Origin of the sequence: Amycolatopsis cynarae, assembly GCF_026802195.1 — a bacterium.
Taxonomy (GTDB): Bacteria; Actinomycetota; Actinomycetes; order Mycobacteriales; family Pseudonocardiaceae; genus Amycolatopsis_E; species Amycolatopsis_E rhizosphaerae.
Window position 1 is genome coordinate 2,735,124 of sequence record NZ_CP113836.1, and the last position, 26,776, is coordinate 2,761,899.

At 70.0% G+C, this 26,776-nt stretch carries 21 protein-coding genes; 9 read left to right on the forward strand and 12 right to left on the reverse strand.

Features of this window, described 5'->3' with window-relative positions; translation table 11 throughout:
• Nucleotide 1 precedes the first annotated feature (1 nt).
• The 9 genes from ORV05_RS12965 to ORV05_RS13005 are packed head-to-tail and all read right to left on the reverse strand — an operon-like array spanning nt 2 to nt 12,287.
• Nucleotides 2–763: a thioesterase II family protein gene (locus tag ORV05_RS12965; RefSeq protein ID WP_268758734.1), complete on the reverse strand. Its 762-nt coding sequence runs from the start codon at nt 761–763 to the stop codon at nt 2–4.
• Between the two features lie 18 nt (nt 764–781).
• The gene (locus tag ORV05_RS12970; RefSeq protein WP_268758735.1) at nt 782–1,813 is read right to left on the reverse strand and encodes a C45 family autoproteolytic acyltransferase/hydolase; all 1,032 of its coding nucleotides are present in this window, start codon (nt 1,811–1,813) and stop codon (nt 782–784) included.
• The gene (locus tag ORV05_RS12975; protein WP_268758736.1) at nt 1,810–2,418 is read right to left on the reverse strand and encodes a GNAT family N-acetyltransferase; all 609 of its coding nucleotides are present in this window, start codon (nt 2,416–2,418) and stop codon (nt 1,810–1,812) included. The genes ORV05_RS12970 and ORV05_RS12975 overlap by 4 nt, the downstream gene beginning before the upstream one ends.
• Nucleotides 2,415–2,705, reverse strand: a complete 291-nt coding sequence (locus ORV05_RS12980) for an acyl carrier protein (RefSeq protein ID WP_268758737.1) — start codon at nt 2,703–2,705, stop codon at nt 2,415–2,417. The genes ORV05_RS12975 and ORV05_RS12980 overlap by 4 nt, the downstream gene beginning before the upstream one ends.
• The gene (locus tag ORV05_RS12985) at nt 2,695–4,266 is read right to left on the reverse strand and encodes an AMP-binding protein (RefSeq protein WP_268758738.1); all 1,572 of its coding nucleotides are present in this window, start codon (nt 4,264–4,266) and stop codon (nt 2,695–2,697) included. Before ORV05_RS12985 ends, ORV05_RS12980 begins: the two co-directional genes overlap by 11 nt.
• Nucleotides 4,263–7,565 carry a non-ribosomal peptide synthetase gene (locus ORV05_RS12990; RefSeq protein ID WP_268758739.1) on the reverse strand — a complete coding sequence of 1,101 codons (3,303 nt, stop codon included), beginning with the start codon at nt 7,563–7,565 and terminating at the stop codon, nt 4,263–4,265. Before ORV05_RS12990 ends, ORV05_RS12985 begins: the two co-directional genes overlap by 4 nt.
• Nucleotides 7,562–9,847, reverse strand: a complete 2,286-nt coding sequence (locus ORV05_RS12995; protein WP_268758740.1) for a class I tRNA ligase family protein — start codon at nt 9,845–9,847, stop codon at nt 7,562–7,564. The genes ORV05_RS12990 and ORV05_RS12995 overlap by 4 nt, the downstream gene beginning before the upstream one ends.
• Nucleotides 9,844–10,959 carry an NAD(P)/FAD-dependent oxidoreductase gene (locus ORV05_RS13000; protein WP_268758741.1) on the reverse strand — a complete coding sequence of 372 codons (1,116 nt, stop codon included), beginning with the start codon at nt 10,957–10,959 and terminating at the stop codon, nt 9,844–9,846. Before ORV05_RS13000 ends, ORV05_RS12995 begins: the two co-directional genes overlap by 4 nt.
• Nucleotides 10,956–12,287 (reverse strand): lysine N(6)-hydroxylase/L-ornithine N(5)-oxygenase family protein, encoded by a 1,332-nt coding sequence (locus ORV05_RS13005; protein ID WP_268758742.1) that lies wholly within the window; start codon nt 12,285–12,287, stop codon nt 10,956–10,958. The genes ORV05_RS13000 and ORV05_RS13005 overlap by 4 nt, the downstream gene beginning before the upstream one ends.
• A 518-nt stretch (nt 12,288–12,805) precedes the next feature.
• On the opposite strand from ORV05_RS13005, the gene ORV05_RS13010 reads away from it, so the two are divergent.
• The 3 genes from ORV05_RS13010 to ORV05_RS13020 are packed head-to-tail and all read left to right on the forward strand — an operon-like array spanning nt 12,806 to nt 17,166.
• Nucleotides 12,806–15,184 carry a hypothetical protein gene (locus ORV05_RS13010; protein ID WP_268758743.1) on the forward strand — a complete coding sequence of 793 codons (2,379 nt, stop codon included), beginning with the start codon at nt 12,806–12,808 and terminating at the stop codon, nt 15,182–15,184.
• Between the two features lie 58 nt (nt 15,185–15,242).
• Nucleotides 15,243–16,163, forward strand: coding sequence for a DMT family transporter (locus ORV05_RS13015; RefSeq protein ID WP_268758744.1), 921 nt, complete (start codon nt 15,243–15,245; stop codon nt 16,161–16,163).
• The gene (locus tag ORV05_RS13020; RefSeq protein ID WP_268758745.1) at nt 16,153–17,166 is read left to right on the forward strand and encodes a Leu/Phe/Val dehydrogenase; all 1,014 of its coding nucleotides are present in this window, start codon (nt 16,153–16,155) and stop codon (nt 17,164–17,166) included. The genes ORV05_RS13015 and ORV05_RS13020 overlap by 11 nt, the downstream gene beginning before the upstream one ends.
• A gap of 64 nt (nt 17,167–17,230) precedes the next feature.
• On the opposite strand, the gene ORV05_RS13025 is transcribed toward ORV05_RS13020, so the two are convergent.
• The 3 genes from ORV05_RS13025 to ORV05_RS13035 form a co-directional block, all read right to left on the reverse strand.
• Nucleotides 17,231–17,845, reverse strand: coding sequence for an NIPSNAP family protein (locus ORV05_RS13025; RefSeq protein WP_268758746.1), 615 nt, complete (start codon nt 17,843–17,845; stop codon nt 17,231–17,233).
• 218 nt (nt 17,846–18,063) lie between these two features.
• On the reverse strand, nt 18,064–18,732 hold the full coding sequence (locus ORV05_RS13030; protein WP_268758747.1) for a histone deacetylase: 669 nt from the start codon (nt 18,730–18,732) through the stop codon (nt 18,064–18,066).
• Between the two features lie 64 nt (nt 18,733–18,796).
• On the reverse strand, nt 18,797–19,978 hold the full coding sequence (locus tag ORV05_RS13035) for an MFS transporter (RefSeq protein ID WP_268758748.1): 1,182 nt from the start codon (nt 19,976–19,978) through the stop codon (nt 18,797–18,799).
• Between the two features lie 54 nt (nt 19,979–20,032).
• On the opposite strand from ORV05_RS13035, the gene ORV05_RS13040 reads away from it, so the two are divergent.
• The 6 genes from ORV05_RS13040 (at nt 20,033) to ORV05_RS13065 (ending at nt 26,683) form a co-directional block, all read left to right on the forward strand.
• Nucleotides 20,033–20,776, forward strand: a complete 744-nt coding sequence (locus tag ORV05_RS13040; RefSeq protein WP_268758749.1) for a helix-turn-helix transcriptional regulator — start codon at nt 20,033–20,035, stop codon at nt 20,774–20,776.
• A gap of 300 nt (nt 20,777–21,076) precedes the next feature.
• Nucleotides 21,077–22,699 (forward strand): peptide ABC transporter substrate-binding protein, encoded by a 1,623-nt coding sequence (locus ORV05_RS13045; RefSeq protein ID WP_268758750.1) that lies wholly within the window; start codon nt 21,077–21,079, stop codon nt 22,697–22,699.
• Between the two features lie 94 nt (nt 22,700–22,793).
• Nucleotides 22,794–23,720, forward strand: coding sequence for an ABC transporter permease (locus ORV05_RS13050; protein ID WP_268758751.1), 927 nt, complete (start codon nt 22,794–22,796; stop codon nt 23,718–23,720).
• Nucleotides 23,713–24,684, forward strand: a complete 972-nt coding sequence (locus ORV05_RS13055; RefSeq protein WP_268758752.1) for an ABC transporter permease — start codon at nt 23,713–23,715, stop codon at nt 24,682–24,684. The genes ORV05_RS13050 and ORV05_RS13055 overlap by 8 nt, the downstream gene beginning before the upstream one ends.
• 6 nt (nt 24,685–24,690) lie before the next feature.
• Nucleotides 24,691–25,692 carry an ABC transporter ATP-binding protein gene (locus ORV05_RS13060; RefSeq protein ID WP_268758753.1) on the forward strand — a complete coding sequence of 334 codons (1,002 nt, stop codon included), beginning with the start codon at nt 24,691–24,693 and terminating at the stop codon, nt 25,690–25,692.
• Entirely contained in the window at nt 25,685–26,683 is a 999-nt protein-coding gene (locus ORV05_RS13065; protein ID WP_268758754.1) for an ABC transporter ATP-binding protein, read from the forward strand. Before ORV05_RS13060 ends, ORV05_RS13065 begins: the two co-directional genes overlap by 8 nt.
• Nucleotides 26,684–26,776 lie beyond the last annotated feature (93 nt).

A 26,776-nucleotide genomic window follows, 5' to 3' on the forward strand; every position in this document is an offset into this window, starting at 1 on the left:
GCTAGATCACCTCCACGTGCCTGCCCGCGGCGACGACGGACCGGAGCAGGTCCACCACCGGCGCGGGGTCGGGGTCGAAGTAGAAGTGACCGCCGTCGGCCCGGTGGTGGGCGGGCGGGGCCACGCATTCGCGGTGCCACGGCTCGACCTCGGTGTCGCCGACGTGGGGGTCGTCGCGGCCGACGATCACCGAAACGCCGATCTCCAGCGGCGGGGCCGGTCGATAGCGGTAGCCGACCGCCAGGTCGAAGTCCGCCTTGAGCCCGGGCAGCAGCAGCGCGAGCACGTCCTCGTCGGCGAGCACGTCGGGCGGGAACTGCCCGAAGAAGGCCAGCGCTTCGGCGAACTCCTTGCCGTGTAGTTCCGCGATCCGCCGTACCCGCCGCGACGGCAGCAGCGACGGCGCGGAGATACCGGAGGCGACGAGGTGCCGCAGGTTCGGCAGGCCGCGGAGCCGGCGTGCGACCTCGAACGCCAGCAGTCCGCCGAAGCTGTGCCCGAACAGGTGAATCGGACGCGGGTCGTCGCGCGACTCCTCCGCGATCGCCTCCGCGGCGGTGTCGGCCAGCGCGTCGAACGGCGGCAGCGTCTCGTGAGCGCGGTGGGCCTTGCCCGGCGGGCAGACGGCCACGACGTCGGCGTCGGCGTCGAGGGCGGGCTGCCAGCCGAGGCAGGTGCGGGGGTCGCCGCCGGCGTAGGGGAAGCAGAACACGCGGGCGGGCCGGTTGTCCCCCTGGACGAGGAACCATCCGGGATCGGGCATCGGGCGTCTCCTTTCCGGTCAGGTGAGTGCGAAGGAGCGGGTGGGGGAGACGGCCGGGTCACCGGCGCGCACGTGCAGTTCGCCGCGACCGGGCCACAGCACGACCGCCGCGACCGTCCGTTCCCGCCGGAGGTCACCGGTGCCCTCGACCCGGATCGGGGCGGTGGACAGCAGCGCGAAGTGGTCCTCGGTGGTCGCGTCGCGCGGCAGCTCCGCGACGCCGGCCTGGCACGTCTTCAGCCGCAGCCGGGAGAAGTTGCGGGCGAACACGTTGAGCTCGTCGTGCCCGGTGAACCCGGGGTGCAGGAAATGGTTGGTGTGGAAGGATTCCGGCCCTTCGGACACGCTCATCTCGTCGCCGAGCACCTCGACCCAGGCGGTGGTCTTCGCATCGCACAGGGTCAGTGACCGGGAGCTGGCCAGGCGCAGCCCGCGCAGCACCTCCACCGCCTCGCCCACGCTGCCCGCGGTGTCCAGCAGGTGCCGGATCGCCAGATACGGTGGCAGGCCGGGCCGCCAGTCGCCGCCGAGTACCAGGTTCAGGCCGACCGCGAGCCCGGCGTCGTTCACGCCGAGGTAGCCCAGCAGCCCACCGAAGCTGAGCACCAGCGCGCGCCGGGGACCCGCCGAGACGTCGAGCACGGCAAGGTACTCGTCGAGGTCGCCGTTGAGGTCGACCGTCTGTGCCAGCACCGGTTCCAATCCGGCGGAACGGGCGTAGGTGGTGCAGTCGCCGAGCGTCGGCACGCGCTGGTAGCCGAGGATTTCCCGGCGGACCTGCAGCAGCGTGGCCTCGTCCTCGGTGATGCCGGCTCCGGCGGCGAGGCCGCGGATCTCCTCGGCCAGTCTCGGCGTGCCGGTTTCGATCGCGGCACGGTAGTTCGCCAGTGTCGTCCGCAGCTGGTCGAGTGTGACCGGCTCGTCCAGCAACGCGTCGAGACGGCACAGGCCGTCATCGAGGAAGGCCCGTAGGCGGCGCGAAAGCGCCTTCCCATGCACCCAACCGCGCTCGAACGCGTCACCCCGGAGCCGCACGAAGGGGAACGTCATGATTCGCGCGGCCTCACCTTCGGCCCCGCCAGCAGTTGGTCGCGCACGTACGGCCATTCCGGCCGCAGTACGCTGTAGTACACCGCGTCACGGCGGCGCCCGCCGGGCATCGGGTTGAAGCTGCGCAGGATGCCTTCCTCGGTCGCCCCGATGTTGCGCAGCCCCTGCCGGGCCTGCAGGTTCAGCGCGTCGGTCTTGAACTCGACCCGCTCGGCACCGAGGTTTTCGAACGCCTCCCGCAGCATCAGGAACTTCGCCCAGCGGTTGATCCCCTGGCCCTGGAACTTGACCCCGAGCCAGGACCAGCCGATCTCCAGCCGCCCGGCGCTCTCGGCGATGCTGCAGAAGCTCATGCTGCCCGCCACCAGACCCGAACGGCGATCGGTGATCACGTAGACCACCCGCTCACCCGCCGACTGGTCGGCGACCGCAGTGTCGAAGAACGCGTCGAAGTCGTCGTCGGTCTCGATCAGCAGCACGAAGTAGCGCCAGATGGACGGGTCCATCGCCTGCGCACGCAGCGGTTCCCGGTCCTGCTCGGCGATCGGCCGCAGCACGACGTGCTCGTTCGCCAGCTCGAGCCTGGCGCGTTCGGCCCAGCTCATCGCGCCACCGCCCCGGCGTGGCGGGCCAGCGCGCTGGTCACGTCCCGCAGGGTCCGCATCGCGGCCACGTCGGGCTCGGTGAACGATTCCAGGGCGACCCCGGCGTCGTCGCAGGCGGCCATCAGGAACATGACCTTCTTCATCGACGTCAAGCCGTAGTCGCCGGCCAGGTCCCGGTCGGGCTCGAAGGCGTCCGGCGCCAGGCCGTTGCCCAGGACCCGCGCCAGGTTCTCGCGGACCGCGTTCTCGACCTCACCGGCCGGTCCGGCGGGGTTCTCAGCAGACATGGATGCTCCCGTTGATGTCGTGGATCTCGCGGTGGTAGCGCTCGGCGATGCGGGCGCGCAGCGGTTTGAACTGCGAAGTGAGCAGGCCGTTTCCGACGCTGAACGGTTCGTCGGCGATGACGACCTTGCGGATCTGTTCGTCCGGGCCGAAAGCGGCGTTGGTACGGGCCAGTTGCCCGGCGACGGCGGCCTCGTCGGCCGGCACGGCCGCCGGGGACACCACCGCCACGAGGTAGGTCTGCGTGGGGCAGAACACCACGCATTCCTCGATCGCCGCACAGGAGCGCATGTGCTCCTCGATCGGCCGCACCACCACCTTTCTGCCGTTCTCCAGCACGATCACGTCGTCCGCCCGGCCGCGGATGTAGAGGTAGCCGTCCTCGTCGAAACGGCCGAGGTCGCCGGTGCGCACCGTGCCGTCTTCGCCGAAGACCCGTTCCGACACGCCCGGCGGGGCGTACTCGTAGCGGTGGCAGACCGGATACCGGCTCCGGACGCTGATCACGCCGTCGGCGTCGAGCAGCACCTCCTTGTGCGGCAACACCTTCCCCACGCTGCCGGGCCGGTGCGCGCCGGGGTGGTTCTTCGTGACGATGCAGGTCTCGTTCAGGCCGTAGCCCTCGTAGATCGGCAGGCCCGCGTCGGTGAAGAAGCGCAGTACCTCCCCGCCCGCCGGGGCGGACCCCGTCCACAGATAGCGGATCCGGTCGCCGAACACCTTCCGCGCGCCGTCGGCCAGTGCCTCGGCGGGCGGGATCTCGGGTCCGGAGCGCTGCACCTGACGCTCGATGTACGCCTTCGCCGCCTGGAAAAACCCCGGCACCCCCATCACGACGGTGGGGCGAACCCGGCGCAGCGTCGGGAACGCCGCCTCGTAGGTGCTGAGCGTGACGTCGTGGCCGTAGCGCAGCGCGGAATAGATCCAGTACCTCTGCTGGAGCACCGACAGCGGCAGGAACACGAACAGGTTGTCGTCCTCGCCGTGGGCGAAGATCTCCTGCACGGCGGCGATACCGCTGTCGATGCTGCCCACGGAGGCGGTCAGCCCTTTCGGCTCACCGGTGCTGCCGGAAGTCAGCTTGATCGCCGTGAAGTCCTCCGGCCGGTAGCGGACCGGCTCGGGCACGGCCACGCCCGGTGTCTCCGCGAGCGTCCGGGCCTCGGCGGCCGGGAGCAGCCGGGGCCCGCCACCATCGGCACCGTCGGAGGCACTGTCGGCACTGTCGGCACCGTCGGCGAAGAGCACGGCCAGCCCGTAGCGCTCGATCAGCGCCGGGTCGGTGCCGAACTTCGCCGGATCGAAGCCCACGGTGACCGCCCCGATCCGCAATGCGGCAAGGTCGAGCAGCACCCACTCGAGGCAGTTCGGTGCCAGAATGCCGACCCGGTCGCCCCGGGAGACGCCGAGTTCGAGCAGCGCGCCCGCGAGCCGCCCGGCCATGGCGTGCACGTCCCGCAGGTCCAGCGCTTCGATCCGGTCGAGCCGGGCGACGGCGAGGCGGTGCCCGGCAGGCGGCGGCTCGGCGTTGATGTGGTTGAGGATCGAAGGCGCCGTCGTCACCGCGGGCCTCCCTTCCTGGCCGGGGCGGCGGCGATCCGGGCGGCCATGGTGCGCACGGTGTCGACCTCGGGCAGCCGGTCGAGCGTGAACGTGACCCCGAACCGCTTGCGCACCCCGGCGAGGATGCGTGCGGCGGCCAGTGAGTCGCCGCCGAGTTCGAACAGCGTGGTGGTGACGGCCGGTTCTGTGGGCATCTTGAGCACCTTCGCCCACAACCCGGCGACCTCACGTTCCAGTTCACTGTCCGGGGCGGCGCCCTCCACCACCGGCCCGGTTTCCGCGGGCTCCCACCGCAGCAGCTTCGCCCGGTCCACCTTTCCGTTGCGGGTCAACGGCAAGCTCTCGTGCCAGTACACGGCCGAGGGCACCATGTAGTGCGGCAGCACCCGCCGCAGCTCCTCGCCGAGCTCGGCGGCCGTCGGGCGGCTGCCGCCCGCGGGGACCAGGTGCGCGGCCAGCCGGTCGCCGCCGGTGCCCGCCTCCTTGGTCACCACGGCATGCCGCACCGCGGGGAGTGCGGCCAGCCGGGTCTCCACTTCACCCGCCTCGATCCGGTACCCGTTCACCTTGACCTGGAAGTCGGTGCGGCCGAGGATCTCGATCTCCCCGCTGGGCAGGTAACGGCCGAGGTCGCCGGTGCGGTAGAGCCGTTCACCGCGCACCGGGTCGTCAAGGAACCGTTCCGCGGTCCGGAGAGGGTCACCCCAGTAACCGCGGGCCAGTCCCACGCCCGCGGCACAGATCTCGCCGGTGACCCAGTCGGGCAGGTCACGGCCCGCACTGTCCACAATGTACGCCCGGTTGTTCGCGTTCGGCCTGCCGTAAGGAATGCTCTCCGAGCCGTCCTCGTCCTCGCCGACCGGGTGCAGGATGTTCCAGATGGTGGTCTCGGTCGGCCCGCCGAGCGAGACCACCTCGAGTCCGGGCTTGAGCTTGCGCAGCGCCGCCGGCAGGCCCGGCGGCAACCGGTCGCCGCTCATCATCACCAGCCGCAGTGCCGCCAGCCGCTCGGCGCCCTCGGTCTCGGCGTGTTCGTGCAGCAACGAGACGATCGCGGGCACCGAGTTCCACACGCTGACCCCGGTCTCGCCGCACAACTGCAGCCAGTGCTCCGGGTCGGCCGCGCGTTCGGCGTCCGGGAGCACCAGCGCGGCGCCCGCCGAGAGCGCTCCGAAGACGTCGTAGACCGAGAGGTCGAAGGAGAACGCGCTGATGGCGAAGAACCTGTCGTCCGGCCCGATCCCGAACCGGCGGTTGCAGTCCGCGACGACGTTCGCGACGCTGCGGTGCGTCACCATCACGCCCTTGGGCTCGCCGGTGGTGCCCGAGGTGTAGAGCACATAGGCCAGATCGCCGGGCCGCGCGCCCGGCGCGTGCTCGGCCGGTCCCGCCGGGTCCACCGGGTCCACCGGCCCGGTGAGGTCCAGCGGCAGTACCGCACGGATGCCGTCCTCGTGGCCCGCGTTGGTGAGCACGCACCGCGCCCCCGAGTCCTTCAGCAGATACTCCTGTCGCTCGGCGGGCAGCGCGGCGTCGATCGGCAGGTAGGCCGCGCCGGCGATGAGGGCGGCGAGGATCCCCGCCACCTGCTCCGGACCGCGTGTCATCACCAGCGCCACCGGTTCGTCGCGCCGGACTCCCTGCCGCCGCAGCCATTCCGCCGCGCGGACGGCATGCGCCCGGAGCAGGCCGTAGGTGATGCGCGCGGTGGAGGTGAACACCGCCGGGGCGTCGGGGGCGGCCTCCGCGCGGGCCAGGAAAGCGTCTTGCAGCAACTGCGAACCCGGCACCGGGAGCTCGGTGTCGTTCGCCTCGGCCCGGCGGCGCCGCTGGTCCTCGGGAAGGAGGTCGAACAGCTTCGCCGTCCACGACGCCTCTTCGAGCAGCAGGCCGAGCAGCCGCTGGTAGCCACTCACCAGCGCGTCGACCAGGCCTTCCGGGAACAGCCCGTCGACGCTGTCGAACTGCACCACCAGGCCGCCGTGCTGCTCGAACGGCGACACGTCGAGCCACACCTGCGGCGTCTGACTCGACGTCCAGGTCTCGGGGCCGAACAGTTCCAGCGCCGACCCGTCCGCGCCCTCGTAACCGATGGCGCTGTTGAACGTGTAGGGCATCCGCGCGTCCGCGGCGTCGCGCCGCGCGAGTTCCCGCAGCACCTCGATACCGGAGAAGTGCCGGTTGTCGAGCGATTCCCGCAGCGATGCCTGCATCGCCCGCGCCCGCTCGGCGAACGTGCCGCCCTCGGTTTCGACCTGCACCAGCATCGTCTCGCCGAAGTTGCCGAGCGCGGCGTGGATGCGGGGGTGGATCGGCGGCCGGTTGGCCACCGTGGTGTTGAGGGTGAACCGCTTCCCCGCGCCCCAGCAGGCCAGCGTTTCCGCATACGCGGCGAGCAGCACGCCGGACGGGGTCAGGCCGGCCTCGGCGGCGCGGGCCTTCAACGCCGTCCACCGGCTCTCGTCGAGCCTGGCGAAGCGGGCCGTGAAGCGCGGCCGCGTGATGGACGACGGGCTGGTGGCCAGTGGCAGGTCCGGATACGGTGCGAGGTCGTCGAGCCGCCCGAGCCAGTACCGGCGCGAACGCTCGGCCGGGGCTCGCGTGCGAGCACGCTCCTGCGCCGCCACGTAGTCAGCGAACGACGCTTCCGGCCCGGCGTCCTCGATCCGGCCGTGCTCGTAGGCCGACCACCATTGCCGGAAGAACAGGAACATGCTGATGGCGTCGAGGATCAGGCCGTCGTGATCGACGTGGAGCACCATGCTGTCGTCGGCGAGGACGGTGACGTCCACGGCCAGCAACGGTGCCTCGTCCACGGGCAGTATGCGGTGCCCCCGTTCGTCCCGCATCCTCCGGCGATGCTCCTGCTGCGCTTCGGCGGAGTGCCCGCGCAGGTCGTACCGCCCGACGCGGACGCAGGTCGAGCGCTGCTCGACCTGCGTGCCGTCGTCGGTGAACCGGGTGCGCAGGATGCCGTGGCGAGCCACCACCGAGCGCAGCGCCTCCTCCAGACGGCCGAGATCCCAGCACCCCTCGATCTCGTGGTACACGTGGCTGGCGGTGGCACCGATCTCCACGTGCTCCTCACGCCCGATGAGGTAGCCGCGCTGCAGGGCGGTGAGGCCGAACGGCGCCGAGGTGTCCAAATAGGAGAGCAGTGCGGGCTTGTGCGCCTTGACCATCCCGATCAGCTCGGCGTCCATGCGCTCGCGTGGGCCCTGCAACCGCAGGTCCTGCCCGGAGGCCGTGATGGTCAGTCCCCGGGACCGCAGTTCCCGCAGTACCTCGGCGGCACTCACGCCACCACCTCCGTGTGCTCCCGGACGACGTCCGCGGGCAGGTCCCGGGCGAGGGACGCGGCCAGTCCCGCGACGTCCTGGCTCAGCAGGCTCGCGAGCGGCACGTCCGCGCCCAGCCGGTCGGTGAGCTGGTACTGCAGCGCGACGGCCTGGATCGATTCCATGCCGAGGTCGGCCAGCGACCGGTCGCGCACGGGTTCGTCGGCAGCCAGCCGCAGCACCTCACGCACCACCGTGGACAGCCACGGCAGCAGCGGCGAGTCGGCGCTCTCCTCGGTCTTCGCGCTACTGGTCTTCTCGCCGAAGAAGACGTGTCCGGCCAGGCCGATGGCCGTGCCGGGCGGCACGAGCCGCACGGACCGCGGCCACTGGGTGGCCGGAGGCCCGCCGAGGGCCCCGGCGAGCGCCGCCGCGAACCTGGGCATCACGGGTGAGCCGCAGGTGGCCAGCAGGCGAGCCGCGGCGAGTTCGAGCGCCACGGCCGTGCGGGCCTCGTCGTGCCACGGGTCGAGGTCGGCGGCGGGAGCCTCGCGCCGCGAGAACTCCCAGGCGTCGTCGACCAGGCCGAGGAGGGTCTCGGCGGCACGGTTGAGCGAGAACCCGTCCGGGCCGAGGCTGTGTGTCAGCGCGGCGAGGCGCTCGGTGAGGCGGGCGAGGAACGCGGTGTGCTCGGGCGTCCAAACGCCCGCGTCGGGCGCCTTGCCGCCGTACCGTGTCCCGATGCGCTCGCCAAGGTCCGCCAACCAGCCTTGCCACTGCGTGGCCAGGCGCTCGGCGACGAACGCGTCGAACTCGCCGGGATCGTAGTTGGTGCGCCTGCCTTCGGGCCGGGTGAGCGCGAGGTAGAGGCGCACCGCGTCCACCGTGTCGGGGCCGAGCACATCCCGGCCCCACACCGCGTGCCGCCTGCTGGTCGAGAACTTGCTGTGCTGCAGCAGGTAGAACTCGTTGAGGTGGTAGTCGATGTCGGGCTCCCATCCGGGGTGGGCCGCCCGGTACAGCGCGGGGATCACGATGGGGTGGAAGAAACTGCCGTCCGCCCCGAGGAAGTGCACGATCTTCCAGTCCGCACGGGGTTCGGCCGAGCGCCAGTCCTCGCCCGCCGCCCGGCCGAGCGAGGAGATGCCGTGCAGGATGCTGAAGGCGTAGTCGATCCACGACCAGATCACCTGGCCCTCGGATCCTTCCGCATCGGGTGCGACGCCCCACTCGGCGGGATGCGTCAGCGGCACGTCGACACGCTCGCGGCGGAAAACCCGCGCGGCCAGTTCCTTCACCGACGCCGGCACCCGGCCACGCCGGTGGTGCTCCCGCACCGAGCCGGCGAACTCGTGCAGCGCGAGCGAGTACCGCTTCACGGTGCCCTCGCGCGGGGTGGTGCCGGACGCGGTGCACACGGGGTCGACGAGGTCGGCGACGGAGTTGGGCTCGCGACACCCCTCGCAGATGTTGCCGCCGGTGAGCTCGCCGCAGGACGGGCACCCGCCGGTCACCCCCGCCTCGTAGAGGTACTTCCCGGTTACCGGGTCGAACAGGGCGGCGGCCTCCTCCCACCGCACCCGGTCGGAGGCCACCAGCCGGGTGAAGAACGCCCGCAGGGCGTCGGGATAGCTCTCGTCGGCGCTCGTCGCGGTGAACTGGTGGACCTCGATGTCCATGGCCCGCAGCGTTTCCCGGATCCGGCGGCTGTAGTGCGCCGCGGTCCCGGCCGGGGTGCGGCCCTCGCGTTCCGCCGCCGCCACCACGTAGTTCTGGAAATCGTCGCTGCCGCACAGGTGCCAGGCGTCGACACCGTTCATCCGCTGGAACCGGGTGTAGGCGTCCGCGGCGAAGAACGGACCGGCCAGGTGGCCCAGGTGCAGGTCGCCGTTGGGGGTCGGGGCCGAGGAGAACACGAACACCGGGCGCCTGCCGAAGCCCCGCCGCACCGGGTGCGTGGCGGCTTCCGCCGCGCGCTCCCCGTCCCGCCAGAAGAACGACACCAGCAGCAGGTCCGTCTCGCCGGTGTTCGTCACGTAGTGGGTCTCGAACGGGTCGAACCGGACCACCGATCCGGCCGAGACGGGATGCCGCTCGCCGTCCACCGTCAGCTCGCCCGAGCCGGCGACGATCACCCACATCTCGGTCTCGTCGTGCTGGTGGGTCAGCGAGCGCACGCCCGGGGCGACGCGTCCCCACGCGGCCCCCACACCGATGTCGCCCGCCGCGCCGGTGTCCAGAGTGGACACGTCGATGCCGAAGGACTTGCTCAGTGCTTCCTCGCTGAAGGTGCTGATGTTCACAATCCACTCCCTGCTAGCTGTAGGAGGTCGGCAGCCTCGGCGGCGATGGCGGGCGCCAGCCGGTAGCCCGAGCCGTTGGCGGCGCCGGCGAAGACCACCCGGCCGCCCTCGTCGAGTGGGCGGACCACCGGTTCCCCGGTGCCGCTGTAGGCGTCGCAGAACACCCGGCCCGATGCGCACGCGTCCGCCATCCCGGGCGCGTAGCGCCGCAAGATCTCCTTGGCCTCGACGAGGTTCTTCGCGGTCAGCCCGGTGGCGGGCGAGTCGGGGTCGGCGTCCCACTCCGGGCAGGTGTAGCTGAACAGCCAGTGCCCGCGGCCGGGCAGCGGCAGCAGGAAGGCGTCCTCCTGCTGGAACAACACCGCGCGGTCATCCGGCCCGGGCCTGCACCGGATGTGGAGCGCGACCACCTTCTTCACCCGCGCCCCGAGCGGAGCCACCAGCCCGGCCCACGGCGTGGCGGACAACCAGGGGCCGGGAGCCAGCACGACGCGGTCCGCCGTCACGGTCTCGCCGGTGCCCAGGCGGAGCCGGACATCGTCCGCTGTGACGTCGAGGGAGTGCACGCGCACGGCCTCCCGGACGTCGGCGCCGGTGCCCAGGTCGGTCGCCACCGCTTGCGCGACCGTGGGCACGACGGCGTAGTGGCAGCCGCTGATCTCCCACGCCGCGGTACCGTCCGGGAGCCGGACGCCCTCGGGGAGCTCGCGCGTGGGAACCGGGCCGGATTCCGCGAGGTAGGTGCCCTCCAGCGGTTGCCCGTCCCGCGGGCCGACCACCGTCATCGGAACCGGGTGGATCGGCAGGCCCGGCCGGGCGCGCCGCAGTTCGGTGTAGAAGCGCTGGCTGTACCGCGTCATCCGGCGCACGCGCGCCGTCGTGCCGCGGGGGGTGTGCAAGCCGGCGGAGCGCAGGCTCGCCCCACCCCCCACCGCGTCCCGGTCGATCAGCATCACGGAGGCGGCGGGGGAGCGGTGGACGATCTCGCGGGCCGTCAGGCAGCCCACGATGCCCGCGCCCAGCACGGCGACGTCCACGCGGGTGTGAGCCCGCCCGCCGGTGCCCGCCTTCGCGGGCTGGTTCGCGGACTGGTTCGCGGACACCGCGCTCACGCCCTTCCGAACTCGCCGGTCGGGTGCTTTGCCGACCAGCCGATGAACGAGTCCAGTTGCTCATTGGAATGCACGCCGAGAAGCCGGTCGAGAATGCGCTGGCTCCGCCACGCCATCAGGCTGAGATTCGGGTCGGCGAGGCCGCGCTGCCCGCGTGCCCCGTTCTGCAGGAAGACACTGCGGTTGCGGGGGCCGTCCCATTCGATGGCGTAGTCGCGGTCGACGCGGTACTCGTCGCCCTCCCGCGCCAGCCGGTGCCGGATCGGTGCGAGGAAGTCCGTGGCCGCGGACCGGAAGCCGGTGGCCCAGACCACGTGATCCACCTCCACGTGCTCGACCAGGCCGGGATCGTCGTTGCCGGCCACCGTCAGGTCCCAGCCGCCGCGGTCCGCCCGCACATCGGTGACGTTCCGGTTGGGCAGCAGGGCGAACAGGTCCGGGCTGCCGTCGACGAAGCGGCGGGCGTAGCAGCGCTGGTAGATCTCGCGCAGCGTGGATTCGGAGATCCCGTCACTGGTGAGCACGTGCTGGGCGTTGAGCGCGATGCGGGTGGAGCGTTCGAGCTCGAAGAAGTAGTCCGAATAACTCGGCATGTAGTACTCGTTGGTGAACGGAGAATCGTCGATGGGGAAGTAGTTGCGCCGCCGGGATATCCAGGTCGCCCGGCGCGGCAGCTCCGCGGACGGGCGGGAGATCAGATCAAGGAAGACCTCGGCCCCCGACTGGCCGCCGCCGACCACGGCGACGCGCTTTCCCGCGAGCTCGCGGGATTTCGCGACGTAATCCGCGACGTGGAACTGCGTGCCACCGAGCTTGCCCCGGGCCGGTTCCGGAACCCACGGCTGGGTGCCGACGCCGACCACGACGTTGTCCGCGGTCACGACCCGGTCGCTGGTGTGCACGGTGAACACGTCCTGGAATTCCACGCCGAGCACCTCCTCCCCGAAGGTGACGTTCTCGTTGATCCGGCTCGCCCACTCGAGGTAGTTGCGGAACTCCTGGCGTGGCACCGAGTCGAACTGCGCGTTCACGAAGTGATAGATCCGGCCCTGCTTGTGCAAATAGGACAGAAAGGAGAAGCGGTTGGTCGGATCGGACAGCGTGACCAGGTCCTTCAGCAGCGATACCTGCAGCTTGGCACCGGGAATCTGCTGGCCGTCGTGCCAGCCGAACCGGTCCTTCCGGTCGAGAAAGAGGTTCGGCACGTCGGGCCTGCTGTAGAGCAGCGACGCCAGGCTGAGGTTCGCCGGACCGACACCAACGCCGAGGCAGCGGTAGTGCTCCGTCCGGGAGCCGCGCGAGCCGGAGCTGCCGGATCTGCTGTTCATGCTCACGGGTTCCGTCTCCTCACATCGCTCCCGATCGATTTCCTCGCATTTTCTTCAGCCATTGTTAACCCTCTTCGTCGGAATGCTGGGCTATAATCGATCGATTACGTCGGCCGCCGGCATTCGGTAGGGGCGATTGCGGTCGCAGTCTTGCGCATGGCACAACAAGGGCGAAGAATCCCTCCCTGATTCTTTCGCTGTTCCCCGTCAGACGGCTCGCTTGGGCAACTCGGGGCGAAGGCCCACGGTGATCGACGCTAGCATGCGGCTTAAGATCATCTCAGCAGTGCGTCAGAAATTTTCCGGGAAAAGCCGTTTTTGGGCAGGGTGATCGAACTGGTACCGGCAAGCGGACCACAAGCCGGTGGTGCCGGAGGGGGAATTCCACCAAACGAGTGACGCGGAGGGCCGTGCCGCGAAAACGGATCGACGAGAAATGATCTCGATCTTCCCGCGGTCGAGCGAAGATCGAGACCACCCGCTGGGATCACTTGTCGGTAACAACGACCCTGTGCATAATGGCGGGAGTGGACTGGACCAGCGGGCTGCGGCACGGCGAGATGAGCTCCGATATCCAAAAAGGACTTCTTTACCTGAGGGAAGCTCTGTCGGTGCACAGGTTGGTCACCCTGACCGGCCCGCCCGGAGCCGGGAAGACACGGCTGGCCGTGGCCGGTGCGCGGGAGGCTTCGCCCGAATTCCCGGCAGGTGTGTGGATCGCCGGACTTGGTCCGCTTCCCGCCACGTTCGCCCAGGCCGTCGCCACCGCGCTGGACGTCACCGAACGCCCCGCGGAACCCCTGGCCGAAGCGCTGTGCGGCCCGCTGCGCGAAGGTCGCTGCATGCTCGTGCTCGACCATTGCGACGCGAGCCCGCCCGAGGCCGCGGCACTCGCCGGGCACCTGCTGGCGAGTTGTCCCGAGCTCGTCATCCTGGCCACTTCGGAGCATCCTCTCGGCCTCGCCGGGGAGCAGGTGGTGCCCGCGCACCAGGACGGAGCGCCGGTTCCGCTCGCGACCGCGATCCTGACCACGGGTGAAGACACGCACGGCCTCGGTGTCACAGGCCCGGCTTGCCTGCGGGACGTCCTCGCGTGGGCCTACGAACGGCTTGCGGGGGACGAGCAACGGTTCCTCCGCACGATTTCCCTGTTCTGCCAAGGATTTGACGTCGCCATGACCGCCGCTCTCGCCGCGGTTCCGGTCGACGAGGCCGCTGACCGCCTCGACCGCCTCGCCACGCGGGAACTGCTCGTGCGGCGGGACGGCGAGTGGCGGCTGCCCCGTCCGGTCCGGGAATTCGCGATCGCGCGGCTGAGGGATTCCGGCGAACTGCCGGAAGTGACCGCGCGGCGGCGGGAATGGGCGACGAGCACCGCCGCCGGGCTGCGTGGCCAGGTTGAAGACGGCAAGTCCTGGCGTGCGCGGTTCGACCGGATCGCCGACGACCTCCGGGCCGCGGTCCGCGCCGCCTCGGCCGCCGGCGAACAGTCGCACCGCCTCGCCCGTGCGCTGGGCGAACTGCTTTACGCGCGGCAGTTCCTGGTGGAAGCACGCGCCGCGTTCGAGCGGGCGGCCGCGCTCGCACCGGATGACCGGACGGCCGCGGTGGACCTGCGCACGGCGGCGGACGTCGCCATGACCGAACATCGCGGCGAACCCGCGTTCGCCCTGCTGCTGGAGGCCGCGCGCCGGTCCCGTCTCGGCGGTGATCCCGCCGGCCAGGCGATCGCGCTGGCCTACGCGGTGTGCGTGGGAAACCGCTTTCCCGCCACCTTCACCGATCTCGTGCCGCATGAACGGCTTTGCGAGCTCATGGCGGAGGCCGAGGGCGCCGCACCCGCCGGCGACTCGCTGGCCGAGGCCTACCTCGCCGCCGCGAGGGCGTGGAACGCGACCGGCCTCAAGACCACCCCGGATCCCGTCCTCACCGAGGTCGCGCTGGAGGCCGCACGGGCAACGGGGGAAGCGGTCCTCGTCTCGGCGGCACTTGACGCGGTCAGCAGTGCCGACGGCTCGGCAGGCCGCTTCGCCGACGCCTATCGTGCCTGCGACGAGCGCCTCCGGCTGTTCGACCGGCTGCCCCGGCACGATCCGCGCATCGGCGTCGAGATCGTCGACACCCTGCACGTGGTTCCGCTGGTCGCGCTCGCGGCCGGCCGCCTGCCCGGTGCGATCCGCGCCGCCGAGCGGTCCTGGCAGGACGAACTGCGCGGCGAGTACATGCGGGCGAGCAAGCTCGTCATCCCGCTGACGTTGACCGGCCGCTTCGACGAGGCTCTCGAGTACGCCCGGATCATGTGGGACGCCTGGGTGCGTGTCGGACGTCCCACCGCTCGCTGGATGGCTCCCGCGGTGCACGCCGCGGGCCTGGTGCACGGCCTGCGTGCACGGCGGGCGGAATACGACGACTGGCTGGCCCGGGCCCGCGAGATGTCCGACCCCGGCGTCCATAGTGGACTCTATGAGAGCTTCGCCGCCTTCGCCGTGCCACGAGAGGCGCTGTGGCGGGGCGCCGGAGCGGAAGCCGTCTCCGCGGCCGTGAACCCCAGTGCCCTTCCCGCGTGGGACCAGGCGCCGCACCAGTTCTACGACGCGTACGCGTGGGCTATCGCGGCCGAGGCGGCGGTTGTGGCCGGGTTACCCGACGCGCCCGCGTGGCTCGCCGCCGCCGCACCCGCGGGCCGGGAGAACGCCTGGGCCGCCGCATGCCTGGCCAGGGCACACGGACGCCTGCATCGCGACACCGCCGCGCTGCGGGAAGCCGTGGAGCGCTGGGAGCGTATCGGCGCACGCCACGAACGGGCTTGCACACTCTTGCTGCTGCCGGGCGGACGGACCGAGGCGGAAGCCGAACTCGGCGTGCTCCGCTGCGCGCTCCCGCCGGCGTCGCTATGATTTGCGCCCGTATCGGCACGGACCGCGAACTGACGCCGGAACTGACGGGAGACCGGGCTTGAACACCGCGACGGCCCAGCGGCGCACCGAGGCCAAGGCGTTGTTGGCGGCCGCGGTGACCGTGGTGCTCTGGTCGTCGGCGTTCGTGGTGATCCGGGACGCGGGCTCCTACCTCTCCCCGGGGGTGCTCGCGTTCGGCCGGCTCGTCACCGGAGCGCTTGCGCTCGGCGGAGTTCTCCTGGTGCGCAAGGAGGGTTTTCCGCCACGGGCCGCGTGGCCGGGCATCATCACGTCCGGAATCCTGTGGTTCGGCGTGTACATGGTCGCCCTCAACGCGGGTGAACAGCGCATCGACGCGGGCACCGCGTCCCTGGTCATCAATGTCGGTCCGGTCCTCATGGCGGTGCTCGGTGGCTGGCTGTTGGGCGAGGGCTTCCCCCCACAACTGATCGCCGGGATCCCGCTGGCGTTCGCCGGTGCCGCGCTGGTCGGGTTCGCCTCGTCGGGCGGCGGCGAAACCAGCGTCACCGGAGTCCTGCTGTGCCTGCTGGCCGCGGTCGGCAGCGCGGCAGGGGTTGTCGCGCAGAAACCCGCCCTGCGGCACGCTTCCGCGCTTCAGGTCACCGCGTTCGGCAGTGCGATCGGCGCCCTCGTCTGCCTGCCGTTCGCCGGGAACCTGGCCGGTGAGATCTCCTCGGCGCCACCGCGGGCGATCGGGGCGATCATCTACCTGGGACTGTTCCCCACCGCGCTCGCCTTCTCCACGTGGGCATACGCGCTCTCGCGGACGACCGCGGGCCGGATGGGCGCCACCACCTACCTGGTCCCCGCGGTGGTGATCACCCTGTCGTGGGTGGCCGTCGGCGAGATACCCGCGCCGCTGTCCTTCGCCGGTGGGGCGATGTGCCTCGCGGGGGTCGCGGTGGCGCGGCGAAAACCCAAGTCGGACAGGCAAAAAGGGGAGACGCGTGAACATTGACGAACTGGGGGCGGAAGGTTTCGAGCGGGTCCTGCTGTGCCACGACGAGGAGACCGGCTTGCGCTCGGTCATCGCCGTGCACGACACGACACTGGGCGCCGCGCTCGGTGGCGTGCGCATGCGGCCGTACCCCACCCAGGACGCCGCCATCGCCGAATGCGCATCCCTCGCCAAGGCGATGACGCTCAAAGCGGCGGCGACGGGGCTCGACCTCGGCGGCGGCTGGAGCGTCATCCTCGGCGACCCGCACGAGGACAAGGCGGACGCTCTGCTCCGCGCGCACGGACGGGCGATCGCCACGCTCGGCGGCCGGTTCATCCCCGTCAACGACGTCGGCACGACACAGCAGGACATCGCGGTGATCGGTGAGGAGACTTCCCCGGTCTGCGCGCAGGACGATCCGTCGCCGATGACCGCGCTCGGTGTCCTGGAAGGAATCCGTGCGTGCGTGCGGCATCGTCTCGGCCGGACCGGTCTCGGTGGGCTCCGGGTGAACGTCCAGGGCGCGGGGCACGTCGGCGCCGCGCTGGTGCGGCTACTCGTTGCCGAAGGCGCGGACGTGACCGTCGCCGATGTTCTTCCCGCCCGGACCGAACACCTCGCGGCCGAGACCGGCGCCGGGGTAGTGGACCCCGCCGACCTGCTGGCGCTCGACTGCGACGTGCTCGCCCCGTGCGCGCTCGGCGGAATCGTCACCGACGCCACGATTCCCGCCCTGCGATGCCAGGTGATCGCCGGTGGCGCGAACAACGTCCTCGGCGCACCGGAGCACGCACAGGACCTGGCACGCCGGAACATCCTTTACGCGCCGGACTTCTGCGTCAACGCCGGTGGTCTGATCTTCCTGGCGGAGCAACTGCTCGGCCACGACTTCGAGCGGGCCCGGAACCGGGTGCTCGGCGTCGGTGAGGTGATCCGCGACGTGCTCGGCCGCGCGGACCGGGAGAACATCTCCACTACCCAGGCCGCGCACGACCTCGCCATGACCCGGCTGAAGTCGTGACAGCACCCGGTCCGTTCCGAACGCACCGGTGCCCGTGTGCGCGCCGCCGTGGTCGCGGCTCGGCTCAGTGCAAGGGCGAGAACGCGGTCGGAATCGCGATGGTGGACGTCGCGTGCGCGATGTTTTCCGGGCCGTTCTCCGGTGGCCAGATCCCCCGTTGGTAGGACTCGCGCCGGATGGCCAGGCGTTCGTTGAGGTCGGGGAAGGGCCAGATGTGGGTGATGCGCGGGACTCCGTCCAGTCCGTACATCGCGGTGGTGAGCGGGAAGAGCTTCGTGCGCTCGGGTAGCGCCGCCTCCCAGCCCGCCATGGTGGGGAGCAGCCCCCCGACCCTGAGTTCGTAGGTGCGGAATTCGTAGACGTCGCCGAACCGTCCGGTTTGGACGGGAGGGACGAACGGGAACGGCGCGTAGCTTTCGATCCTGAACGACTCCAGGTATTCGCCGACGCCGAAAGGATCGGAGCTGGTGAGGATCCGTTGCCGCTCCCCGGCGAGCGCATCGGCGTCCTCGAACTCCCGGAGCAGGAGTACCCGGCCGACGATGACGCCGTGCTCGGTCTCCCAGCAGCCGAGCAGTTTGCCGCTGGTGCCGGCGCTTGAGGTGTAGGCCTCCAACGAGGACAGTGCCTTTTGCACCGTGTAGAGCTTGAATGCGAGATGGGACAGTTCGTAAAGCACCGTGGACTCCTCTTCGGCGTGCGCTTCTTGTCGGTTGCGCTGTCACCAGGTGAAAGCGAGTGGTTTCCCGTTCTGGCCGTCCCACGGTACCGGGCCGGTGTGCCGGACGAATCCCTTGCATGGAGCGCCCATTCGGTCGCCAGCCAGTTCGCCGATTCCACCAGGAAATGGAGGGTGCCCCGGAATAAGCATGCGCAGCGGAAGTACTGTTCGTGGGTTCACTCGGACTCGGCCTGCGGGCTGCCGAGGATGGCGGCGATGCTCTGGGGTGTCCACGTGCCGAGCGCACCGGGTAGTTCGGCGAGATAGCGGGCCGCGCGGGTGATGTCCCAGCCGTGCGCGTCGCACAGACCGGTGGCCAGCATTCGCAGGTATCCGGCTGAGGGTGCGACGAGTTCGACATCGGTGGAGGACCAGGACGCGGTGAACGTCAGCATCGGGTGTCCGTCGAGCTCACCACCGCACAGCAAGGTCTCGTAGCGGCCGGGGCCTAGCTGGACCCGCCCGGTGGCCAGCACCCCGGACAGGTCGAGGTCGCCGTCCGGCTCCCGGTACATCTCCTGGGCGGCGACGTCGGCGAACTGGCCCGCGGTGATCAGGTACGCCCTCGCCGGTGTCGTCCCGGGTAACGCCGGATCGTGGAACGCGCGACCGCCACCCCAGACCGGCGACTCGGTCGCGAAGTAGATCCCGCCGGGCAGGTGGCACCCGCGTGTCGCGCTGGGCGGCTGCGGGTTCCGGCAGCCGGGAAACCCGCGCTTCGCGCCATCGGGTGTCCCGCCCGCGAGGTAGCAGCCGAACCGGGCGGCGTTCATGTTGGAGCCGTAGCTGACATACCACACCAGGCCCGGCTGTCCGGGCCGTCCGTTGGCGTTGACGGGCTTCACGATCCCGATTCTGCCCAGCGATCTCTTGGAAGAAAACGCTTTCGGCGGGACAGCCGCAAGTTCGTCAGCGTTGGCCTGACTTCTGGACGGGAGAGGGTAGGTCGAGGCGTGGTGCGGTGGGTTCGGGCAGGGTGCGGAACAGCAGCCAACACAGGGCCGGCATCAGGACGAGAGGCGCCAAGGCGGTCCGCAGCGAGGTCGCGTCGGCCAGACTGCCGATGGCGGGGCTGGCCAGGCCGCCGATGCTGACGGCCAGCCCGAGGGTGATCCCGCTGGCGGTGCCGACCCGCGAGGGCAGGTAGTCCTGGCCGAGCGTGACCTGCAGCGAGAACGGGACGTACAGGCCGGCCGAGGTCAGGGCCACGAACAGGTACAGGGCCGGGCCCGGCACGAACACCACGCCCGCGACCGCGCCGATCGAGATCAGGTACGACCAGCGCGCGACCGTGACCCGGCCCCAGCGGCCCGCCAGTGTGCCGCCCAGCACGGAGCCGACCGCGCCGCCGAGGTAGAGCACGAACAGGGCAACGGTGCCCGCCGCGGTGCTGCCGCCCATCCGCTGCTGGGCGTACAGCGAGAGGAACGCGCTCAGTCCCACGAAGACGATCGAGCGGCACGCTACCGCCAGCGACAGCTTCACGAACGAAGCCCTGTCATCGTTTCCGGCCGGCCCCGCCACGGCGGTCCCGGCGGCCTGCCGTGGTCCCAGCGCGCGCAGCACCGGCAGGCACAGCACGCTGCCCGCGAGCGCGGGCAGCGCCAGCAGCGGCGTCAGGCGCAGCCCGCCGGCCCCCACCACCGCGCCGACCATGAGCGGAGCCAGGGCGAAGCCGAGATTGCCGCCGGTGGAGAACCAGCCCATGGCGCTGTGGCGGCCCTGGCTCGCGATCCGGGCAACCCGCGCGGACTCGGGGTGGTAGGCGGCCACGCCGACCCCGGAGATCGCCACGAACAGCACCGTCAGTCCATAGGAGCCGCTGACCCCGCTCAGAGCGAGGCCCGCACCGCCCAGCAGCGTGCTGACCGGCAGTAGCCAGGGCATCGCCCAGCGGTCGGTCAAGGCGCCGAACGCCGGTTGCACCACCGAGGACAGCAGGGAGGCGGCCAGCACCATGCCGGAGACGGTGGCGTAGCTGTAAGCGCGCTCGGCGACGAAGAACGGGACCAGGGACGCCACTGCGCCCTGGTAGACGTCGACGCAGGCGTGTCCGATCGCCAGCAGGGTGATCGAGGTGTTCCTTCGCATCCCGCCATGGTCCGGGCCCACCCTCGTGTCGCGCTTTCAATAAGCTGCCGAACAATGACACAAGTCCGCCACACGCCGATCGCTCCGACGTGCACCCGGCGGCTGGCGCCGGGCGGCGCGATCGACGCCCACCGGCACGATGACCATCAGATCGTCTACGCGGGCCGAGGCGTGCTGGCCGTCACGACCAGCGCGGGCTCCTGGGTCGTCCCGGGCAACCGCGCCATCTGGGTGCCGGCCGGTACCGTCCACGCCCACCAGGCCCACGGGGAACTCGACCTGCATCTGGTGGGGCTGCCCGCGACCGACAACCCGCTCGGCCTGGATGTCCCGACCGTGCTCGCCGTGGGCCCGCTGCTGCGCGAACTGATCATCGCCTACACCCACGCCCCCGACGACGACAGCCCCGAGCGCTCCCGGTTGCGCGCGGTGTTGCTCGACCAACTGCGGGCCTGTCCCCAGCAGGCGTTGCACTTGCCCACCCCGGCCTCGCCTCCGCTGCGCGCACTGTGCGAGATCCTGCAAGCCGATCCGGCCGACAACCGCACCCTCGCCGAACTCGGCCGTCAGGTCGGCGCCAGCGACCGCACCCTGTCCCGGCTGTTCCGCAGCGACCTCGGCATGAGCTTTCCCCAGTGGCGCACCCAATTGCGGCTTCAGCACGCACTGGTCCTGCTGGCCGGGAAGAAATCGGTCACGACGGTGGCGTACCGGTGCGGCTGGTCGTCGGCCAGCGCGTTCATCGCTGTCTTCCGGCGCACCTTCGGCCACACACCGGGCTCCCATCCGGCAGATTAGGCGCGCGGCCTGCTGCCGTCCGGCGGGAAGTGGTGATCGTCCACGTGTTCACGGACAGCGCGGCTTGCGTGGTCCGGACCAGCTGATCGTCAATGGCTGCGACATCCTCGACCGCGTGGCGTCGTCTCGTGCCTGTGTGGATCAGCGCGGGCACCCTCCGTGAGCCAATGCTACCTTGGTATTGATCTTTCTGGGTGAAGGAAAAGTTCGTCACTCATTCGCAACCCCGCGATCTGGTGAAAAAGCGCCGTTTCCCGATACCGTGCGTCTCACTTTTCGGAACACGAGACGGGGTGGAACATGTGGGGTTCACGCAGATTCTGGGGAGCCGCTGCGGTGGTGACGACCTTGTCATTGGTGCTCACCGCCTGCGGCGGTGGGGCCGGCAGCAGCGGGTCACCCGGCGAGGTGGATCCGAACGGGACCTTCACCGTCTACGGCACCGAACCGCAGAACACGCTGATTCCCACGAACACCAACGAGCTCGGCGGCTCGAAGGCCGTCGACCCGATGTTCTCCGAGTTGGTCGCCTACCGGGGTGACAACGCACAGCCGTACAACCAGATGGCCGAGTCGATTACCACGACCGACTCGAAGGTCTACGACATCAAGATCAAGCAGGGCTGGAAGTTCCACGACGGCACCGAGGTCAAGGCCAAGAACTTCGTGGACGCCTGGAACTACGGCGCCTACGCCCCCAACGGCCAGATCAACAGCACGTTCTTCGAGAACATCCAGGGTTATGACGACGTCCACCCGGCCGACGAGAACGCCAAGCCGACCGCGGACAAAATGTCCGGCCTGGTCGTGAAGGGCGATTACGAGTTCCAGGTAACGCTGAAGGCGCCCTTCTCGGTGTTCACCACCAAGATCGGCTACACGGCCTTCGCGCCGCTGCCGGACGTGTTCTTCAAGGACCCGAAGGCCTTCGCCGCGCATCCGATCGGCAACGGCCCGATGAAGTTCGTGAGCCGCACGCCCAACGTGGACATCAGGCTGACCCGCTTCGACGACTACCAGGGCCAGGACAAGGTCAAGTTCAAGGATCTGGTCGTCAAGATCTACGCGAGTCAGGAGACCGCGTACCAGGACTTGCTGAGCAACCGGGTCGACTTCATCGAGACGCTCCCGCCATCGTCGCTGGCCGGCAACAAGTACAAGACCGACCTGAAGAACAACCTGGTCATCGGCAACCTGCTCGCCATCAGCGCCATCGCGGTCCCGTACTACGTGCCGGGTTATGACAACCTGGACCTGCGCAAGGCCATCTCGATGGCGATCGACCGCGCGCAGATCACCAAGACCGTCATGAACGACACCTACGTGCCCGCGGACGGTTATGTCTCGCAGGGCATCGCCGGCTACCGGCCCGGCGTCTGCCAGTTCTGCAAGTTCGACCCCGCGGCGGCCAAGACCGCGTTCCAGCGGTCCGGCTTCAAGGGCAAGCTCACCATCGCCTCGAATGCCGACGGTGGCCGCAAGGAGCCGCTCGTGGCCGCGTGCAACAGCATCAAGAACGTGCTCGGTGTCGAGTGCGACTTCGTGCCGGCGACGGACTTCGGCCAGTGGCGCAGCATCGTGACCGGCCACAAGCTGACCGGCATGGGCCGTTCCGACTGGTCCGCGGACTACCCGTCGATCGAGGACTACCTCAACCCGATCTACCGCACGGGTGCCTCGTCCAACGACTCGACCTACTCCAACCCGGCCGTCGACAACCTCCTGCGGCAGGCCGACTCCACCGCGGACAAGGACGCCGCGATCAGGCTCTATCAGCAGGCGGAGGACCTCATCGCCCAGGACCTGCCCTCGATCCCGGTATGGGACGAGAAGGGGGTGGCCGCGAAGTCCGACCACGTCAAGACCGTCACGCTCGACTTCCGCCGCCGCGCCGACTACTCGTCCGTCGAGGTCATCAAGTGACGCGCTGATCGACGTCCCGCCACCAGGGCAGCCGCGGACCGTCCCAGCCGGACGGTCCGCGGCCCGCCCGGCGCGCACTCCTAGGAAGTAACGCATGATTCGTTACGTGCTGCGACGCCTGCTCCAGCTGATCCCGGTGTTCTTCGGAACCACCTTCCTGATCTACACACTGGTCTGGGCCGTCCCCGGAGATCCGTTCTCCGGCAAATGCGGTCAAACGGCCTGCCCCCAGGCCTACATCGACCTGATGACCGAGAAGTTCCACCTGAACGACAACCTGATCGTCCAGTACTTCAAGTACCTGGGGAGCCTCTTCACCGGCGACTGGGGCGAGACCTTCAACGGCAACTCCGTCGGCCAGCTGATCGGCAACTCGTACCCGATCACGCTGCGCCTGGCACTCGTCGCGGTGCTCATCGAGGCCGTGATCGGCGTGACCGCGGGTGTGCTCACCGGCCTGCGCGGCAAGGGCTTCCTCGACAACCTGGTGCTGGTCTCCACCACGTTCCTGATCTCGCTCCCGGTGTTCGTCACCGCGATCGTGCTGCAGATCGTGCTGGGCACGGAGCTCGGCATCATCGGCACGAGCGTGTCGAACGACCCCTCCTTCGGCGAGCTGATCGTCCCCGGCATCGCACTCGGCAGCCTTTCCATGGCCTACGTCGCGAGACTGACGAGAACGTCGATCGCGGAGAACCGCCACGCCGACTACATCCGCACGGCCATCGCGAAGGGGCAGCCGGACAGCCGGGTGGTGGGCATCCACCTGCTGCGCAACTCGGTGATCCCGGTGCTCACCTTCCTCGGCGTCGACCTCGGCTCGCTGATGGGCGGCGCGATCGTGACCGAGGGCGTGTTCAACATCAACGGGCTCGGCGGCCTCATCTTCCGCGGCATCCAGAACCGGGAGAGCGCCACCGTGACCGGCGTCGTGGTGCTGCTCGTGCTGGTGTACCTGCTGATGAGCCTGATCGTGGACCTGCTCTACGCCGTTCTCGACCCAAGGATCCGTTATGACTGAACCCAACCTCGTCGGAGGCGGGGGCAGCGGAGTCGCCGACGCGGTGGAGCTGTCACGCATCAGTGACTCCGACGACTCCGCGACCGAGACGAAGAAGCCCCGCAGCCTGTGGGGCGACGCCTGGCGCCAGCTGCGCCGCAAGCCCGCCTTCGTGATCTCTGCGGGGATCATCGTGCTCGTGGTGCTCATCGCCATCGCGCCCGGCCTGTTCTCCCACCGTGAAGCCGGTTTCAGCGACCTGGCGAAGGCCAATCAGGGCCCGTCGGCCGACGCGTGGTTCGGCTACGACAACCAGGGCTACGACGTGTACGCGCGCACCATCTACGGCGCTCGGGCCTCGCTGCTGGTCGGTGTGTTCGCGACGATCCTGACCGTGCTCTTCGGGTCGCTGGTCGGCATCCTCGCGGGCTATTACGGCCGGCTGATCGACAGCCTGCTCTCGCGGCTGGGCGACATCTTCGCCGGGCTGCCCTTCGTGCTCGGCGCCATCGTGATCCTCACGACGTTCAACGCGCCGGGCTCCAGCCCCGGCGCGGTCACGATCATCGTGCAGGTGGTCTGCTCCATCGCGGTGCTGACCTGGCCGGTCGCCATGCGCATCATGCGCTCGGCGACGCTCGTCGCGAAGCAACTCGACTACGTGAAAGCCGCCCGTGCGCTCGGCGCCGGCACCCCGCGCATCGTGTTCCGGCACCTGCTGCCCAACACACTCGCCCCGGTGCTGGTGTATGCCACCATCGCGCTGGGCGCGGCGATCGGCGCCGAAGCGACGCTGGCCTACCTCGGTATCGGTGTGCGGCCGCCGGTGGTCTCGTGGGGCGTGATGATCAGCGACTCGCGCGACTACTTCCGGGCCGACCCGCACATGCTCCTGTTCCCCGGTGCGTTCGTCACCGTCACCGTGCTCGCGTTCGTGATGCTCGGCGACGGGATCCGCGACGCGCTCGACCCGAAGTCGAGGTAGCGGCCGATGACGGAAACAACCAACGAGCTGCTGCTCGAGGTCGACGACCTCCACGTGGAGTTCCGCACTTCCGACGGCGTGGCCAGCGTGCTCAACGGCGTCAGCTACTCCGTGCACGCCGGCGAGACGCTGGCGGTGCTCGGCGAGTCGGGCTCCGGCAAGAGCGTGACCGCGCAGACGGTGATGGGCATCCTCGACACACCGCCCGGCGTGATCACCGGCGGCTCGATCCGCTACCGGGGCGAGGACCTGCTCACCGCCACGAGTGAGCGGCGCCGCGAGCTGCGCGGCACGGAGATCGCGATGATCTTCCAGGACGCGCTCTCGGCACTCAACCCGGTGTTCACCGTCGGGTTCCAGATCGAAGAGCAGCTGCGCGTCCGGCAAGGACTGTCCAGGAACGACGCCCGCAAACGCGCCGTGGAGCTGCTCGACCTGGTCCGCATCCCAGCCGCCGGGCGGCGCATCAAGGACTACCCGCACCAGTTCTCGGGCGGCATGCGCCAGCGCGTGATGATCGCGATGTCGCTGGCGCTCGACCCCGACCTGCTGATCGCCGACGAGCCCACGACCGCGCTCGACGTGACCGTGCAGGCCCAGATCCTGGACCTGCTCGGGGAGATCCAGCGGGAACGGCGGATGGGCCTGATCCTCATCACGCACGACCTCGGGGTGGTCGCGGAGGTCGCCGACCGCATCGCGGTGATGTACGCGGGCCGGATCGTGGAGCAGGCCGACGTGCACGAGCTGTTCTCCTCGCCGGGCCACCCGTACACGGCGGCACTGATGGACGCGCTGCCGCGGCTCGACCTCAGAGGGAAGACGCTCGAGACGATCAAGGGCCTGCCGCCGAGCCTGCTCGACATCCCACCCGGTTGCCCCTTCCACCCGCGGTGCAAGCGGGCGGAACAACGCTGTTCGGAGGAACGGCCGTCGTTGCACCGCCTCGGTTTCGGCCGGGTCAGTGCGTGTCACTTCGCCGAAGAGGTGGTCGGAAACCGTGGTTGAGCCGATCCTGAGCGTGCAGAACCTGGTCAAGCACTTCCCGGTGCGCCAGGGAGTGCTGTTCAAGCGCACCGTTGGGCAGGTCAAGGCCGTGGACGGGGTCTCGTTCGATCTGATGCCGGGCGAGACGCTCGGTGTCGTGGGCGAATCGGGCTGCGGCAAGTCGACGCTCGCGCAGGTGCTGATGCGGCTCGAAGAGCCGACCGCCGGCGGGGCGACGTTCGAGGGCCGCGACATCTTCAAGCTGCGCGGCGGCGAGCTGCGGCAGTTGCGGCGCGAGATCCAGATCGTGCTGCAGGACCCGTACACGTCGCTGAACCCGCGGATGACCGTCGGCGACATCGTCGGCGAACCGTTCGAGATCCACACCGAGGTGGCGCCGAAGGGTTCGCGTGCGCGGAAGGTGCGTGAGCTGCTGGAGGTGGTGGGGCTCAACCCCGAGCACCTCAACCGCTACCCCCACCAGTTCTCCGGCGGGCAGCGCCAGCGTATCGGCATCGCGCGGGCGCTCGCGCTGCGGCCGAAGGTGATCATCTGCGACGAGCCGGTGTCCGCTTTGGACGTCTCGATCCAGGCGCAGGTGATGAACCTGCTCGGTGAGCTGCAGGGGGAGTTCGGACTCTCCTATGTGTTCATCGCGCACGACCTGTCCGTGGTCCGGCACCTGTCCACGCGCGTGGCGGTGATGTACCTGGGCAAGATCGTGGAGATCGGCACCGAGGAGGAGATCTACGAGCGGCCCTCGCACCCGTACACGCAGGCGCTGCTCTCGGCGGTCCCGGTGGCCGACCCGAGGCTGCGCGGGCAGCGGCAGGTGATCCGGCTGGAGGGCGACGTGCCGAGCCCGATCGACCCGCCGTCGGGCTGCCGGTTCCGCACGCGGTGCTGGAAGGCGCAGGATGTCTGCGCCACCGAGGTGCCGGAGCTGGAACCGCGCACCGGCGGGCACCTCTCGGCGTGTCACTTCGCGGAGGCCCGGTCCGTGGTGAGCTGACTCGGGCTGGGCAACACCCGGCGGGATCTGTCCACAGCGGACCCCGAAACGAGCTCGCGGACATGCCGGGGCTCGCCGGCCTCCGCCTCGGCC